Source organism: Pseudomonas sp. MWU12-2029 (genome assembly GCF_023242425.1).
In the GTDB taxonomy this organism is placed as follows: Bacteria; Pseudomonadota; Gammaproteobacteria; order Pseudomonadales; family Pseudomonadaceae; genus Aquipseudomonas; species Aquipseudomonas kribbensis.
This window is the reverse complement of record NZ_JALJDY010000014.1, coordinates 46,408-62,334: the sequence shown is the minus strand read 5'-3', so window position 1 is coordinate 62,334 and position 15,927 is coordinate 46,408. Positions and strand designations below refer to the sequence as shown.

At 61.9% G+C, this 15,927-nt stretch carries 10 protein-coding genes; 6 read left to right on the top strand and 4 right to left on the bottom strand.

Features of this window, described 5'->3' with window-relative positions; translation table 11 throughout:
* The first annotated feature begins 123 nt into the window (after window positions 1-123).
* The 4 genes from xdhA to guaD all read left to right on the top strand — a co-directional run bounded on the left by xdhA (window position 124) and on the right by guaD (window position 6,263).
* On the top strand, window positions 124-1,578 hold the full coding sequence (xdhA, locus tag M5B44_RS26660; RefSeq protein WP_248741058.1) for a xanthine dehydrogenase small subunit: 1,455 nt from the start codon (window positions 124-126) through the stop codon (window positions 1,576-1,578).
* On the top strand, window positions 1,571-3,970 hold the full coding sequence (gene xdhB, locus M5B44_RS26655; protein ID WP_248741057.1) for a xanthine dehydrogenase molybdopterin binding subunit: 2,400 nt from the start codon (window positions 1,571-1,573) through the stop codon (window positions 3,968-3,970). The genes xdhA and xdhB overlap by 8 nt, the downstream gene beginning before the upstream one ends.
* 117 nt (window positions 3,971-4,087) lie before the next feature.
* The gene (gene xdhC / locus M5B44_RS26650) at window positions 4,088-4,945 is read left to right on the top strand and encodes a xanthine dehydrogenase accessory protein XdhC (protein ID WP_248741056.1); all 858 of its coding nucleotides are present in this window, start codon (window positions 4,088-4,090) and stop codon (window positions 4,943-4,945) included.
* Between the two features lie 13 nt (window positions 4,946-4,958).
* Window positions 4,959-6,263 carry a guanine deaminase gene (gene guaD / locus M5B44_RS26645; RefSeq protein ID WP_085711918.1) on the top strand — a complete coding sequence of 435 codons (1,305 nt, stop codon included), beginning with the start codon at window positions 4,959-4,961 and terminating at the stop codon, window positions 6,261-6,263.
* 156 nt (window positions 6,264-6,419) lie between these two features.
* Here guaD and M5B44_RS26640 read toward each other — a convergent pair whose 3' ends face one another.
* On the bottom strand, window positions 6,420-7,184 hold the full coding sequence (locus tag M5B44_RS26640) for a GntR family transcriptional regulator (RefSeq protein WP_064378756.1): 765 nt from the start codon (window positions 7,182-7,184) through the stop codon (window positions 6,420-6,422).
* Window positions 7,185-7,408: 224 nt separating this feature from the next.
* On the opposite strand from M5B44_RS26640, the gene M5B44_RS26635 reads away from it, so the two are divergent.
* A complete protein-coding gene (locus M5B44_RS26635; protein ID WP_114882039.1) occupies window positions 7,409-8,599 on the top strand; it encodes a benzoate/H(+) symporter BenE family transporter in 1,191 nt (396 codons plus the stop codon).
* Window positions 8,600-8,657: 58 nt separating this feature from the next.
* Here the strand turns inward: M5B44_RS26635 and M5B44_RS26630 are convergent, their stop codons facing one another.
* A complete protein-coding gene (locus M5B44_RS26630) occupies window positions 8,658-9,002 on the bottom strand; it encodes a YggL family protein (RefSeq protein ID WP_085711916.1) in 345 nt (114 codons plus the stop codon).
* Between the two features lie 233 nt (window positions 9,003-9,235).
* Between M5B44_RS26630 and dacB the strand changes: the two genes are divergently transcribed.
* Window positions 9,236-10,696 (top strand): D-alanyl-D-alanine carboxypeptidase/D-alanyl-D-alanine-endopeptidase, encoded by a 1,461-nt coding sequence (gene dacB, locus M5B44_RS26625; RefSeq protein WP_114882038.1) that lies wholly within the window; start codon window positions 9,236-9,238, stop codon window positions 10,694-10,696.
* Window positions 10,697-10,823: 127 nt separating this feature from the next.
* Here the strand turns inward: dacB and M5B44_RS26620 are convergent, their stop codons facing one another.
* Window positions 10,824-13,208 carry a diguanylate cyclase gene (locus tag M5B44_RS26620; RefSeq protein ID WP_248741055.1) on the bottom strand — a complete coding sequence of 795 codons (2,385 nt, stop codon included), beginning with the start codon at window positions 13,206-13,208 and terminating at the stop codon, window positions 10,824-10,826.
* 144 nt (window positions 13,209-13,352) lie between these two features.
* Window positions 13,353-15,623, bottom strand: a complete 2,271-nt coding sequence (gene rlmKL / locus M5B44_RS26615; protein WP_248741054.1) for a bifunctional 23S rRNA (guanine(2069)-N(7))-methyltransferase RlmK/23S rRNA (guanine(2445)-N(2))-methyltransferase RlmL — start codon at window positions 15,621-15,623, stop codon at window positions 13,353-13,355.
* Between the last annotated feature and the right edge of the window lie 304 nt (window positions 15,624-15,927).

Below are 15,927 nucleotides of genomic sequence, written 5' to 3'. Positions count from 1 at the left end.
CGTTGCAAAGCGACAAAACGGTTTTTCCTGACCTTTAAGTCAGAAAACCATTGACCGAAAAGTCAGACCTGCTAAATTCGGCTCAAGTCGCTTAACAACAATAATGAGTCTGCGAGGCCTTCCGTGATCCAGTTTTTACTCAACCAGGAACTCCGTAGCGAGCACGCCCTGGACCCGAACCTGACTGTGCTCAACTACCTGCGTGAACACGTGGGCAAATCCGGCACCAAAGAAGGCTGCGCCAGCGGTGACTGCGGCGCGTGCACGGTGGTGGTCGGCGAGTTGCAGACGGATGACGACGGCCGCGAGCACATTCGCTATCGCAGCCTCAACTCGTGCCTGACGTTCGTTTCGTCGCTGCACGGCAAACAGTTGATCAGCGTCGAAGATCTCAAGCACAAGGGCGAATTGCACAGCGTGCAGAAGGCCATGGTCGAGTGCCACGGTTCGCAGTGCGGTTTCTGCACCCCCGGTTTCGTGATGTCGCTGTTCGCCCTGCAAAAGAACAGCGATGCACCGGACCATGCCAAGGCCCACGAAGCGCTGGCCGGCAACCTCTGCCGCTGCACCGGTTACCGGCCGATCCTGGCCGCTGCCGAACAATCCTGCTGCGGCAAGCAGCCGGACCAGTTCGACGCCCGGGAAGCGGAAACCATCGCCCGCCTCAAAGCCATTGCCCCGACATCGATCGGCGAACTCAACAGCGGCGACAAACGCTGCCTGGTGCCGCTGACCGTGGCCGACCTCGCTGACCTCTACGACGCGTATCCACAGGCCCGCCTGCTGGCCGGCGGCACCGATCTGGCGCTGGAAGTCACGCAGTTCCACCGCACGCTGCCGGTGATGATCTACGTCGGCAACGTCGCCGAAATGAAGCGCATCGAGCACTTCGAGGATCGCATTGAAATCGGCGCCGCCACCGCCCTCTCCGACTGCTACGAAGCGTTGAACGCCGAGTACCCGGACTTCGGCGAGCTGCTGCATCGCTTCGCCTCGCTGCAGATCCGCAACCAGGGCACCCTCGGCGGCAACATCGGCAACGCCTCGCCGATCGGTGACTCGCCACCGCTGCTGATCGCCCTCGGCGCGCAGATCGTGCTGTGCAAGGGCGAGACCCGCCGTACGCTGAACCTGGAAGATTACTTCATCGATTACCGGGTCACCGCGCGCCAGGAAAGCGAGTTCATCGAGAAAATCATCGTCCCTCGCGCCACCGACGAGCAGCGCTTCCGCGCCTACAAAGTCTCCAAGCGTCTGGACGATGACATCTCCGCCGTCTGCGCCGCGTTCAATTTGCGCGTCGAAAACGGTGTGATCACCGACGCCCGCGTCGCCTTCGGCGGCATGGCCGCGATCCCGAAACGCGCCGCTCACTGCGAAGCCGTGCTGCTCGGTCAGCCGTTCAACAATGCTGTGGTCGAACGTGCCTGCACCGCGCTGGGCGAGGATTTCACCCCGCTCTCGGACTTCCGCGCCAGCAAGGAATATCGCCTGCTCAGCGCGCAGAACCTGCTGCGCAAGTACTTCATCGAACTGCAAACACCGCACATCGAGACTCGGGTGACCGCTTATGTCTAACCATCACGGCGTAGAGAAAACACAAGCTGAACTGGCTGAACTGTTCGCCAGAGACCTGACCACCGGTGTCGGCCGCAGCGTCAAGCACGACAGCGCCGCCAAGCATGTGTCCGGTGAAGCGCAGTACATCGATGATCGCCTGGAATTCCCCAACCAGTTGCACGTTTACGCACGGCTGTCGGATCGCGCCCACGCGAAAATCATCAGCATCGACACCAAGCCCTGCTACGCCTTCGAAGGCGTGCGCATCGCCATCACCCACGAAGACGTGCCGGGCCTGAAAGACATCGGCCCGCTGCTGCCGGGCGATCCGCTGCTGGCCATCGATGATGTGCAGTTCGTCGGTCAACCGGTGCTGGCCGTGGCCGCCAAGGATCTTGAAACCGCACGCAAGGCCGCCATGGCCGCGATCATCGAATACGAAGATCTGGAACCGGTGCTCGACGTGGTCGAAGCCCTGCGCAAACGCCACTTCGTGCTCGACAGCCACACCCACCAGCGCGGCGATTCGGCCAATGCCCTGGCCACTGCTGAACATCGCATTCAAGGGACGCTGCACATCGGCGGTCAGGAACACTTCTATCTGGAGACCCAGATCTCCTCGGTGATGCCGACCGAAGACGGCGGCATGATCGTCTACTGCTCGACACAGAACCCCACCGAAGTGCAGAAACTGGTGGCCGAAGTCCTCGACGTTTCGATGAACAAAATCGTCGTCGACATGCGCCGCATGGGCGGTGGTTTCGGCGGCAAGGAAACCCAGGCCGCGAGTCCGGCCTGCCTGTGCGCCGTGGTCGCACACCTCACCGGCCAGCCGACCAAGATGCGCCTGCCACGGGTCGAAGACATGCTGATGACCGGCAAGCGTCACCCGTTCTACGTCGAGTACGACGTCGGCTTTGACAGCACCGGGCGTCTGCACGGGATTGCGATGGATCTGGCTGGTAACTGCGGCTGTTCACCAGACCTGTCGGCCTCGATTGTCGACCGGGCGATGTTCCACTCGGACAACTCGTACTACCTCGGCGACGCGACCATCAACGGTCACCGCTGCAAGACCAACACCGCGTCGAACACCGCGTACCGTGGTTTCGGCGGCCCGCAAGGGATGGTCGCGATCGAAGAAGTGATGGACGCCATCGCCCGTCACCTGAACCTCGATCCGCTGGCTGTGCGCAAGGCCAACTACTACGGCAAGACCGAGCGCAACGTCACCCATTACTACCAGACCGTCGAGCACAACATGCTCGAGGAAATGACCGCCGAACTGGAAGAAAGCAGCCAGTACGCCGAGCGCCGCGAAGCGATCCGTCGCTACAACGCCAACAGCCCGATCCTGAAAAAAGGCCTGGCGCTGACCCCGGTGAAGTTCGGCATTTCCTTCACCGCCAGCTTCCTCAACCAGGCAGGTGCGCTGGTGCACGTCTACACCGACGGCAGCATCCACTTGAACCACGGCGGCACGGAAATGGGCCAGGGCCTGAACACCAAAGTCGCGCAAGTCGTGGCCGAAGTATTCCAGGTGGAAATGGACCGCGTGCAGATCACCGCGACCAACACCGACAAGGTGCCGAACACCTCGCCAACCGCGGCGTCCAGCGGTGCCGACCTCAACGGCAAAGCTGCACAGAATGCCGCCGAGATCATTAAGCAGCGCCTCGTCGAATTCGCCGCGCGGCACTACAAGGTCAGCGAAGAAGACGTGGAATTCCACAACGGCCACGTCCGTGTGCGCGACCACATCATGACCTTCGAAGCGCTGATCCAGCTGGCTTATTTCAATCAGGTGTCGCTGTCGAGCACCGGGTTCTACAAGACCCCGAAAATCTACTACGACCGCAGCCAGGCCCGTGGCCGGCCGTTCTACTACTTCGCCTTCGGCGCGGCGTGCTGCGAAGTGATCGTCGACACCCTGACCGGCGAGTACAAGATGCTGCGTACCGACATCCTCCACGACGTCGGCGCCTCACTGAACCCGGCCATCGACATCGGCCAGGTCGAGGGCGGCTTCGTCCAGGGCATGGGCTGGCTGACCATGGAAGAGCTGGTCTGGAACAACAAGGGCAAGCTGATGACCAACGGCCCGGCCAGCTACAAGATCCCGGCCGTGGCGGACATGCCGCTGGACCTGCGGGTGAAGCTGGTGGAAAACCGCAAGAACCCGGAAGACACCGTATTCCACTCCAAGGCTGTGGGTGAGCCGCCGTTCATGCTCGGCATCGCCGCGTGGTGTGCGATCAAGGATGCAGTGGCCAGCCTCGGCGACTACAGGCATCAACCGAAGATTGACGCGCCGGCGACCCCGGAGCGGGTGTTGTGGGGTTGCGAGCAGATGCGTCAGCTCAAAGCGGTGAAGGCCGTCGAAGCTGAAACCGAGTTGGCTCTGCTCTAGGACCGAGGCGCGGCCTTCGCGAGCAGGCTCGCTCCCATATTTGGAATGCATTTCCCTGTGGGAGCGAGCCTGCTCGCGAAGAGGCCCGAACAGACAACGACAGATGTCGAGGTGAACATGTACAACTGGATCGACGCCCTCGCCGACCTGCAGAACCAGGGCGAACCCTGCGTTCTGGTGACGATCATCGAAGAGCTCGGCTCGACGCCGCGCAATGCCGGCTCGAAAATGGTCGTCAGCGCCTGCCAGACATTCGACACCATCGGTGGCGGGCACCTGGAATACAAAGCCATGCAGATCGCCCGCGAGATGCTCGCCAGCGGCAGGCAGGACACCCATCTGGAGCGCTTCAGCCTCGGCGCCAGCCTCGGCCAGTGCTGCGGCGGCGCCACGGTATTGCTGTTCGAGCCGATGGGCCAGGTGCAGGCGCAGATCGCCGTGTTCGGCGCCGGTCATGTGGGCCGCGCACTGGTTCCCTTGCTCGCCAGCCTGCCCTGCCGGGTGCGCTGGATCGATTCCCGGGAAGAGGAATTTCCCGAACAGATTCCCCACGGCGTGCGTAAAATCGTCGCCGAAGAGCCTGTGGATGAAATCGACGACTTGCCCGCCGGCAGCTACTGCATCGTCATGACCCACAACCATCAGCTGGATCTGGAACTCACCGCCGCGATCCTCAAGCGCAACGACTTCACCTGGTTCGGCCTGATCGGTTCGAAGACCAAACGCGCCAAGTTCGAACATCGCCTGCGTGATCGTGGTTTCGACGCCAGTGTCGTGCAACGCATGCGCTGCCCGATGGGCATCAGCGAAGTCAAAGGCAAATTGCCTGTGGAAATCGCCATCTCCATCGCCGGCGAAATCATCGCCACCTATAACGCCAATTTCGGCCAGCACACCGCCAGCGCCGAACCGATTGCCAAACTGCTGCCGGTTTCGCGCCGCAGTCAGGCCGCCACACTCAAAGCCTCAAACTGATTAGAGAAATCTCATGCCTCTGACTCGCAAAGCCTACCGCGCCGCCATCCTGCACAGCATCGCCGACCCAGCCGAGGTCGGCATCGAAGCCTCCTACGAGTATTTCGAGGACGGCCTGCTGGTGGTCGATGGCGGCAAGATCAGCGCCCTCGGCCACGCCAGCGAACTGCTGCCGACCCTGCCGGCGGACATCGAGATCACGCATCACAAGGATGCACTGATCACCCCGGGTTTCATCGACACCCACATCCACCTGCCGCAGACCGGCATGGTCGGCGCCTACGGCGAGCAACTGCTGGACTGGCTGAACACCTACACTTTCCCGTGCGAAAGCCAGTTCGGCGACAAGGCCCACGCCGATGAAGTGGCGGATATTTTCATCAAGGAACTGCTGCGCAACGGCACCACCACCGCATTGGTGTTCGGCAGCGTGCACCCGCAGTCGGTGAACTCGTTCTTCGAAGCCGCCGAGAAGCTCGACCTGCGGATGATCGCCGGCAAGGTGATGATGGACCGCAACGCCCCGGACTACCTGACCGACACCGCCGAATCCAGCTACGTCGACAGCAAGGCGCTGATCGAGCGCTGGCACGGCAAGGGCCGCCTGCACTACGCCGTAACCCCGCGCTTCGCCCCGACCAGCACCCCGGAACAACTGACCCTCGCCGGCCAGTTGCTGACTGAATACCCGGATCTGTACATGCAGACCCACATCAGCGAGAACCTCAAGGAAATCGAATGGGTCAAGGAGCTGTTCCCGGAGCGCAAGGGTTACCTCGACGTCTACGATCACTATCAGTTGCTCGGCGAGCGTTCGGTGTTTGCCCACGGCGTGCACCTGTGCGACGACGAATGCGCGCGCCTGGCGGAAACCGGTTCGGCGATCTCGTTCTGCCCGACCTCGAACTTCTTCCTCGGCAGCGGCCTGTTCAACCTGCCGATGGCCGAGAAGCACAAACTGAACGTCGGCCTCGGCACTGACGTCGGCGGCGGCACCAGTTTCTCGCTGCTGCAGACCCTGAACGAAGCCTACAAGGTGATGCAACTGCAAGGTGCACGCCTGAGCCCGTTCAAGTCGCTGTACCTCGCCACCCTCGGCGGCGCGCGGGCACTGCGCCTGGAAGACAAGATCGGCAACCTGCAACCGGGTTCCGACGCCGACTTCCTGGTACTCGACTACAACGCCACGCCGCTGCTGAGCTACCGCCTGAAACAGTCCAACAACATTGCCGAAACGTTGTTCGTGCTGATGACCCTGGGCGATGACCGCACCGTGGCCCAGACCTATGCGGCGGGTGCGCTGGTGCACCAGCGCTGAGTTTTCCCAAGGCATAAAAAATCCCCCGGTACTTTTCAGTCCGGGGGATTTTTATTGCCTGTCAGAAAGCTATCGCGAGCAGGCTCGCTCCCACATTTGCAACGCATTCCCTTGTGGGAGCGAGCCTGCTCGCGATGGGCACGACACGGTGCCAGCTCAGAGCTTGGCCGCCGGACGCCCCGGCTTCTTGGTCTGCAACAGGTGCGAGAACACCGCATGCAGATCGTCCGAAGCGCTTTCCTCGTCGAGGTTGAGCTTGCTGTCGATGTGATCCATGTGATGCATCATCAGGTCCACCGCCAGCTCGCCGTTGCGCGCTTCGATGGCGTCGATCAACTGGGTGTGTTCGTCGTAGGAACAGTGCGACCGGTTGCCACTTTCATATTGGGCGATGATCAGCGAAGTCTGCGAAACCAGGCTGCGCTGGAAGCTGATCAACGGTGCGTTCTTCGCCGCTTCGGCCAGTTTCAGGTGGAATTCGCCGGAGAGACGGATACCGGCACCGCGATCGCCACGGGAGAAGCTATCGCGTTCGTCGTTGACCATCTGCCGCAATTCGGCGATCTGTTCGGCGGTGGCGTGCTGCACCGCCAGTTCAGTGATTGCGCGCTCCACCAGACGCCGGGCGAGGAACACCTGACGCGCCTCTTCGACGCTCGGGCTCGCCACTACCGCGCCACGGTTCGGCCGCAACAGCACCACACCTTCATGGGCCAGACGCGAGAGCGCGCGGCGAATGATGGTGCGGCTGACCCCGAAAATTTCCCCCAGCGCTTCTTCGCTCAACTTTGTACCGGGCGCCAGGCGCTGTTCGAGGATGGCCTCGAAGATATGCGCATAGACAATATCGTCCTGGGTTCCGCTGCGGCCGGCTTTGCCTGCTCGCGGTTGTTTCTTGAGGGGTTGCAACTGTTCGTTCATGGGCACTCGAGTCGGGAAGAGCGGCGGCGAATTGACCGTGACTGTAATACGGCACAGTGGGTCGCTGGCAAGTATCGCGTAAAAAACAGCGCGATTGTACACAATGGAAGGTGGCAACACGACTGTACGGCTGTTTGTGACTTCGGCTGTATTGCAACGCATCGTTACGTTTGAGTTTAGGCTTAAACCCGAAATCCGTGGCTTGAACAAGGAACGCCGCTGTCATGAACGAAATCACCCACACCCGACTGCGCCCCTTCGCGGACACATCGCCCTCCGCCATCGTCGCCGGTTTCATCGCGATGATGACCGGCTACACCAGTTCGCTGGTGCTGATGTTCCAGGCCGGGCAAGCCGCGGGCCTGACCAGCGGGCAGATTTCCTCGTGGATCTGGGCAATTTCCATCGGCATGGCGGTGTGTTCGATCGGCCTCTCGCTACGCTATCGCACGCCGATCACCATCGCCTGGTCGACCCCCGGAGCAGCGCTGCTGATCACCAGCCTCGGCGGCGTCACCTACGGCGAAGCCATCGGCGCCTATATCACTTGTGCGCTGCTGGTGACCATTTGCGGCCTGACCGGCAGCTTCGAACGGCTGGTGAAAAAGATCCCGGCCTCCCTCGCCGCCGCGTTGCTGGCGGGGATTCTGTTCAAGATCGGCAGCGAAATCTTTGTCGCCGCGCAGCACCGCACCGGGCTGGTGCTGGGGATGTTCTTCACTTATCTGCTGGTCAAACGCCTGACGCCGCGTTATGCGGTGCTTGCCGCGCTGCTGATCGGCACCGCGCTGTCGGGCTTCATGGGGCTGCTGGATTTCAGCGGTTTTCACCTGGAAGTGGCGACGCCGGTCTGGACCACGCCGCACTTCTCCCTCGCCGCGACCATCAGTATCGGCATTCCGTTGTTTGTGGTGGCGATGACCTCGCAGAACATGCCCGGCGTCGCCGTGTTGCGCGCCGATGGTTACAACGTCCCGGCCTCGCCGTTGATCACCACCACAGGCATTGCCTCGCTGCTTTTGGCGCCGTTCGGTTCCCATGGCATCAACCTCGCAGCGATCAGCGCCGCGATCTGCACCGGCCCCCACGCCCATGAGGATCGCAACAAACGCTACACCGCCGCCGTGTGGTGCGGGATTTTCTACGGGATTGCCGGAGTGTTCGGCGCCACGCTGGCGGCACTGTTTGCCGCGTTGCCCAAGGAGCTGGTGCTGTCGATTGCCGCACTGGCGCTGTTCGGCTCGATCATCAATGGCTTGAGCATTGCCATGACCGAGGTGAAGGAACGGGAAGCGGCGCTGATCACCTTCATGGTCACGGCGTCGGGGCTGACGCTGTTTTCCATCGGTTCGGCGTTCTGGGGGATTGTTGCGGGGGTGCTGACCTTGCTGATTCTGAACTGGCGCAAGGCATGACCCGTTAAAAAGCAGGCATAAAAAAACGGCGACCCGAGGGTCGCCGTTTTTTTCAGTATCACTTGGCCGCGTTGATCGGCTTTTCCGGATACCAGACGTCCAGCAGCGGGCTGATTTCAGTGGTGGTCAGCTCGGAGCGGGTTTTCAGCCAGGCTTCGACAGCAGCGCGCTGCTCTTCGGAGACCGAGCCACGCTTCTGCAGGCAAACCAGACCGAAGTCTTCGCCGCCGACATAGCCCAGACCGTTGGCTTCCATGGCTTCTTTGATGAATGCTTCGAGGAAAGCGTCAATGGCTTCTTCGGACAGGTCTTCTTTGAAGCCCAGGTTCAGTTCGAAACCCAGCTCTTGAAATTCATCGACGCACAGTTTTTTGCGCAGACGCTGGGAACGGTTAGTCGCCATTGGAACAATCCTCTTAAGTAATAACGGCCGGCACTTTACCAGTTTAAGGCGGCGATTGCCCGCCTATCCGGGACGTGCGTACGACCGCCCGTAAAAAAATAACCGATTGGGCCCCTTGGGAAAGGCACAAGCTGTTACACCTTGGGGCATAATGCCGACACTTTCATGACCACTGAGGGCCTTTTCATCCATGTCCTCGTCTTTTTCCCCTCGGCTGTAGGGTTTTATTTCATATGATCAAATCGTTGCGTCCTCTGCTCCTGGCCGGCCTTCTTCTTCCCCTGGCCCTGCCCGTCTCCGCTGCCACCATCAACACGTCCCTGACCCCCAACGTCGAAAAAGCCCTCAAGGCCAGCAAGCTGCAGCCTACTGCCCTGTCGCTGGTGATGGTGCCGCTGGACGGCCCGGGCACGCCGACCGTTTACAACGCCGATGTGTCGGTCAACCCGGCCTCGACCATGAAACTGGTGACCACCTACGCGGCGCTGGAAATGCTCGGCCCCAACCATCAGTGGAAAACCGAGTTCTACACCGACGGCGACCTGAGCGGCGGCATCCTCAACGGCAACCTCTACCTCAAGGGTGGCGGCGATCCGAAGCTGAACATGGAAAAACTCTGGCTGCTGATGCGCGACCTGCGCGCCAACGGCGTGACCCAGATCACCGGCGACCTGGTGCTGGACCGCAGCTTCTTCATTCAGCCGCAACTGCCTGAGTTCAACGATGACGGCAATGACGAGAACAAGCCGTTCCTGGTCAAGCCCGACTCGCTGCTGGTCAACCTCAAAGCCCTGCGCTTCGTGGCCCGCAATGACGGCGGCCGGGTACTGATTTCAGTAGAACCGCCGATTGCCAGCATCAAGATCGAGAACACCGTCAAGGCGCTCAACTCCAAGCAATGCACTGGCGGCGTTCGCTACAACCCGGTGACGCAGGCCGATGGCAGCGTGACGGTGACCGTGGCCGGTCAGTTGGGTGAAGGCTGCAGCTCGCAGACTTACCTGTCGCTGCTCGACCACGCGACCTACACCGCCGGTGCCGTACGGGCGATCTGGAAGGAACTGGGCGGCAGCATCCAGGGCAAGGACCGTCTGGCCCCGACGCCGAGCAACGCCAAGGTGCTGGCCCGTGCGTTCTCGCCAGATCTGGCGGAAATCATCCGCGACATCAACAAATACAGTAACAACACCATGGCCCAGCAGCTGTTCCTGAGCCTTGGCCAGAAATTCCGCAACGAAGCCGACGGCGATGACGCCAAGGCCGGGCAGCGCGTGGTCCGCCAGTGGCTGGCGAGAAAAGGCATCACCGCGCCGCACCTGGTGATGGAGAACGGTTCCGGCCTGTCCCGTGCCGAGCGGGTCAGCGCCCGGGAAATGGCCGCGATGCTGCAAGCCGCGTGGCACAGCCCTTACGCGGCCGAATACATCAGCTCGCTGCCGATCGCCGGCATGGACGGCACCATGCGTAAACGCCTGAAGACCACCGCGATGCGCGGCGAAGCCCACGTCAAGACCGGCACCCTGAACACCGTGCGCGCCATCGCCGGCTTCAGCCGCGACGTGAACGGCAACACCTGGGCCGTGGTGGCGATCCTCAACGACAAGGCGCCGTTCGGTGCGTCGTCGGTGCTGGATCAGGTGCTGCTGGATCTCTACAAACAGCCGCGAGCGCCGCAGACCGCTTCGGTTCTGTAAGCACACCAAAAAACACTGTGGGAGCGAGCTTGCTCGCGAAGGCGTCCAGTCAGTCGATAAAGATGTCGACTTTGCTGGCCCCTTCGCGAGCAAGCTCGCTCCCACAAGTGTTCACCGGCAAACCGGATCAGTGCATCTGCCGCTCGACCCGGTCCCGCCCGCCCTGCTTCGCCGCGTAAACCCCCGAATCCGCCCGCAACAACAGCGAGTCAGCGCCCTCTCCCGGCCGCCAGCTGGCAATCCCGAAACTCGCGGTCACCACACCGACCACATCCACCGGCGCCCCGCGCAAGCCTTGCCACAACTCCACGGCCAGCATGTACGCGTGATCACCGTCGATGTCCGGGCACAGCACCATGAACTCCTCACCACCCAGACGACAGAACACGTCAGTACGCCGCAGGCGATGGCCGATGCGCTCGCAAACCGCCTGCAACACCCGGTCGCCGACCGCGTGGCCGTACTGATCGTTGATCCGTTTGAAGTGGTCGATATCGAGCATGATCACCGACAATTCGCCGCCCCCACGCTCGACCCGGGCCATTTCGGTGGTCAGGCGCTCCTGGAAATAACGCCGGTTGTGAATGCCGGTCAGCGCATCGGTCACCGACAGTGCGCGCAGTTCTTCCTCCACGCGCTTCAGGTCGGAGATGTCCGAAATGTAGCCATGCCAGAGCACGCCACCGCCCGGCAGCTCCTCCGGGGTCGCTTCGCCGCGCACCCAGCGCAGGCCGCGCTCGGGCAATTGCACGCGGTACTCTTCACGCCACGGACTGAGGTTGTCCGCCGAGGCACGGATCGACTTGCGCACGCGGCTGACGTCCTGCGGATGAATCCGGGTGAAGATTGATTCGGCATTGAGCAGCAACACGTCGGGTTCCAGCTCGTAGATCTCGCGAATGCCGTCGCTGGCGTAGATCACGCTGAAGCGCCCGTCGAATTCCATCTTGAACTGATAGATGCCGCCGGGAACGTGGGCACTGAGCTTCTTCAACAGCACGTCCCGCGCCGCCAGCGCTTCGTGTACGCGCTTGCGTTCGGTGATGTCGATGCAGATCGCCAGGTGCCCGACCCACAGCCCTTGCTCGTCCAGCACCGGGGTGGCGAGCATGTTCACCGGCAGATGACTGCCATCCTTGCGCACCAGCGTCCACTCGCGCGCCTCATGCCCGCCGACTTCGCCGCCCTCCACCAGCATCGCCTGGCAGGTCGGGATGGCCTTGCCATAGCGGGCGCTCAGCTCCGCCGCTCGGGTGATCAGCTCACGGGGGAAATGCAGGTTTTCCAGGGTCATGTGGCCAACCACCTCGGCGCTGCGATAGCCGAGCATCTGCTCCGCGCCGGGGTTGAAGGTGTTGATCACGCCGCGCAGGTCGGTGGCGATGATCGCCACTTGAGTCGCCGCGTTGAGCACCCCGCGCAACTGGCCATGGGTGCCCCGCAGTTCCTGCTCGCGCTCATGCAGCTCCTGGGTGCGCAGCTCGACCATGCGCAAGGCCCGCTGACGCTGACTGACGAGCACATACAGCAGCGCACTGAGCAGCAGGCTGAGCAGACCGCCGAGAATCACCACGCTGCCAACCGACGAATGGTTGGCCTGCAGGAAGGACTCGCTGGGCGAGATATCGACCTGATAATCATGGTCGGCCATGCGCACCAGCCGGGTGGTCGACAGATCGCTGGGCGCCGGATCATTGGTCGACTCGAACAGCACCTCGTGCTGATCATTGGTCGACAGATCGAGGATGCGCACCGAGAGGTAATCATGCAGCGCGTCAGGCAGCCCGTCGGCAAGCAACTGGCGCATGCTGATCACCGCCATCACATAACCGAAGGATTTGGGCTCACCCTCGCGCCGCACCGGCGCCACCAGCAGCACGCCTCGCGCATAGGCCGGTTCGATACTGACCAGATGCATCGGCTGCGACACCGCCAGACCGCCGAGCTGGTCGGCGCGCTCGAGGGTCGAACGACGCAACGGTTGGGCCAGCAAGTCATAACCCAGCGGGGAGCCGAGGCGGCTCTGGGTCTGGCTGTACACCACGACGACGTATTCATCCCGGGCGGCGGCCAGTTGCAGTTCGCCGCGGGTATTGAGTTCGCGCACGCTGAAGGTGGTAATGCCTTCGTCACGCACCCGCTGCTCGAACGCGGCGCGCTCGGCACCGCTCACCCGCAAGGCAAACGAATAGGCCTGGGTGCGCAGTAATAAAGGTTGGGTGTAGCCGTCGAATTCGGCGCGGGACACCGATTCGGAGTTGGCGAAGAACCGGCGCAGGCCGTCGAGGCGTTGCTCCTGGTCCTGAAAGCGTTCTTCGATACGGCTGTAACGCTCATTGGCCAGCAGTTGAAAACGCTGGCGCAACTGGCTGTGAAACTGATTGAGGGTGGCCCAGGCCAGCAGCCCCGTGAGAATCCCGCCGGCGAGCAATACCAGCAGCGCGACCAGCCAGGCCGAGACTTCTTCGCTGATGAAACCCAGGATCTTGGGGCGCACGGGGTGCAACGACATATGGGCCACTCACTACGCCAGTACTTACGGGATAACCCCATTGGCCGTGAGTGAGTTATAGCTATTAGCCATTAATTTGGCTAGCTCTGATCGGATCCAAGAACCTTTAAAATCAAGGCTCTGTGGATCCAATTATGCAGAGCGTCAACGAGCCGTGATTTTCCAGGCGCGGTGGATCTTGCCGTTGCGGGCGAAATCCGGATCGATGGTGCTGGCGGTGATTTCCTCGACCGCGTAACGCTCGGCCAGGTTGTCTTCCAGCTGGAACTTGCGGAAGTTGTTGGAGAAGTACAACACGCCGCCGGCTGCCAGACGGGCCATGGCCAGGTCGATCAACTGTACCTGGTCACGCTGCACGTCGAAGATTCCTTCCATGCGCTTGGAGTTGGAGAAGGTCGGCGGGTCGATGAAGATCAGGTCGTACTCGTCCCGGCTGCTTTCCAGCCACGCCATCACGTCGCCCTGCTCCAGACGGTTCTTGTCGGAGAAACCGTTGAGCGACAGGTTGCGGCGCGCCCAGTCGAGGTAGGTTTTCGACAGGTCGACGCTGGTGGTGCTGCGCGCGCCGCCCTTGGCTGCGTGCACACTGGCAGTCGCGGTGTAGCAGAACAGGTTGAGGAAGCGCTTGCCGGCCGCCTCTTTCTGGATCCGCATGCGCATCGGCCGGTGATCGAGGAACAGCCCGGTGTCGAGGTAGTCGGTGAGGTTCACCAGCAGCTTCACGCCGCCTTCGGTGACTTCGTTGAACTTGCCCTGGGCCGCCTGACGTTCGTACTGCTTGGTGCCGCTCTGACGCTCGCGGCGCTTGACCACCACGCGGCTCTTGTCGATGTTCAGTGCCTGCGGGATGGCCGCCAGCGCATCGAACATGCGGATCGAGGCCTTTTCCGGGTCGATCGACTTCGGCGCGGCGTATTCCTGAACGTGCACCCAGTCGTGGTACAGGTCGATGGCCATGGCGTATTCCGGCATGTCCGCATCGTAGACGCGGTAGCAGTCGATGCCTTCGCGCTTGACCCACTTGCCCATCGCCTTGAGGTTCTTCTGCAGGCGGTTGGCAAACATCTGCCCGCCTTCGCTCAGGCGCGGCTGCTCGACCACCGGAGCCGGCGCCGGCGTCGGTTTGATCGGGTTACCGTTCTTGTTGTACTTGCGCTCTTGCGGCTCGTTCGGCGCCTGATCGTAGGCAGCCTGCTCGCGTTCGGCCTGACGCTGCTCCGGGGTACGACGCTCGCCGGTGACGAACTGATCCGGCAGGACTTTGATCAACAGCAACTTGCACGGCAGCGCGCCGTTCCAGAACGAATACTGTTTGTGGCTGCGGATGCCCATGCGCTTGCCCAGGTCCGGCGCGCCGGTGAACACCGCCGCTTCCCAGTTCAGGCAGGCCTGACGCAGACGCTCGCCAAGGTTCTGGTAGAGGTACAACAGGCTGGCTTCATCGCCCAGACGCTCGCCGTACGGCGGGTTGCAGATCACCAGACCTTTCTGGTTCTGGTCCGGACGCGGTTCGAACGTCGCGACTTCGCCCTGATAGATCTTGATCCATTCGCTCAGGCCGGCGCGCTCGACGTTGTTGCGGCCCGGCTGAATCAGCCGTGGGTCGGCTTCATAACCACGGATCCACAGCGGCGGCTTGGCCAGACCGGCGGCGGCACGCTCGACGGCTTCTTCATGCAACTTCTTCCACAGCGCCGGGACGTGACCGAGCCAGGCGGTGAAGCCCCACTGCTCGCGACGCAGGTTCGGCGCCATATCGGCAGCGATCATGCCGGCTTCCACCAGGAACGTGCCGACACCGCACATCGGGTCAGCCAGCGCGCCACCTTCGGCAGCAATGCGCGGCCAGCCGGAACGGATCAGGATCGCGGCTGCGAGGTTTTCCTTCAGCGGTGCAGCGCCCTGCTGCAGACGGTAGCCGCGCTGGTGCAGGCTGTGGCCGGAGAGGTCGAGGGACAGAATCGCTTCGCCGCGATCCAGGCGCAGGTGAATGCGCAGGTCCGGGTTGAGTTTGTCGATGCTCGGGCGATCACCCTGTGGGGTGCGCAGTTTGTCGACGATGGCGTCCTTGACCTTCAAGGCGCCGAAATGGGTGTTATCGATGCCCGAGCCGTGGCCGCTGAATTCAACAGCCAGGGTGCCGTCGGCGAGCATGTGGTCCTGCCAGTCGACGTCGAGCACGCCGTGGTACAGATCTTCGGCGTTTTTCATCGGGAAGCGCTTGAGCACCAGCAACACGCGGTTGGCCAGACGCGACCAGAGGCACAGGCGATAAGCGGTTTCCATGGTCGCCATGCCACGCACGGCGGAGGTGTGCTCGCGGGCTTCTTCAAGGCCAAGCCCGACGGCTTCCTCGATGAGCAGGCCTTCAAGGCCTTTGGGGCAAGTGAGGAAGAGTTCGAAACGGTCGGACATGGTTTTTCCAGAGCCTTTGGCTAATGAACCGGCAACGCATTGCCGATCCGGTTTTCAATCAGGCGCTTTTCTACAAGAGCGCCCGCGTGGCACGAAGGTGTGCCGTTCCATCCCCGCTGCTCGGGTCAAAGGAGCTTAGATGCCGGGACAGATAAAAAAGTTGATGCAACAAAATGACTCAAAGCAACCCTTCGTCGAAAAATACCCGACGGTAAACGTGGGTCATTCTCACTAAGGCATTAAACCTGTCATACAGCGCAGGGCCGATCATACCGGGGTTTGGTGAATAAACATTCATGAAACC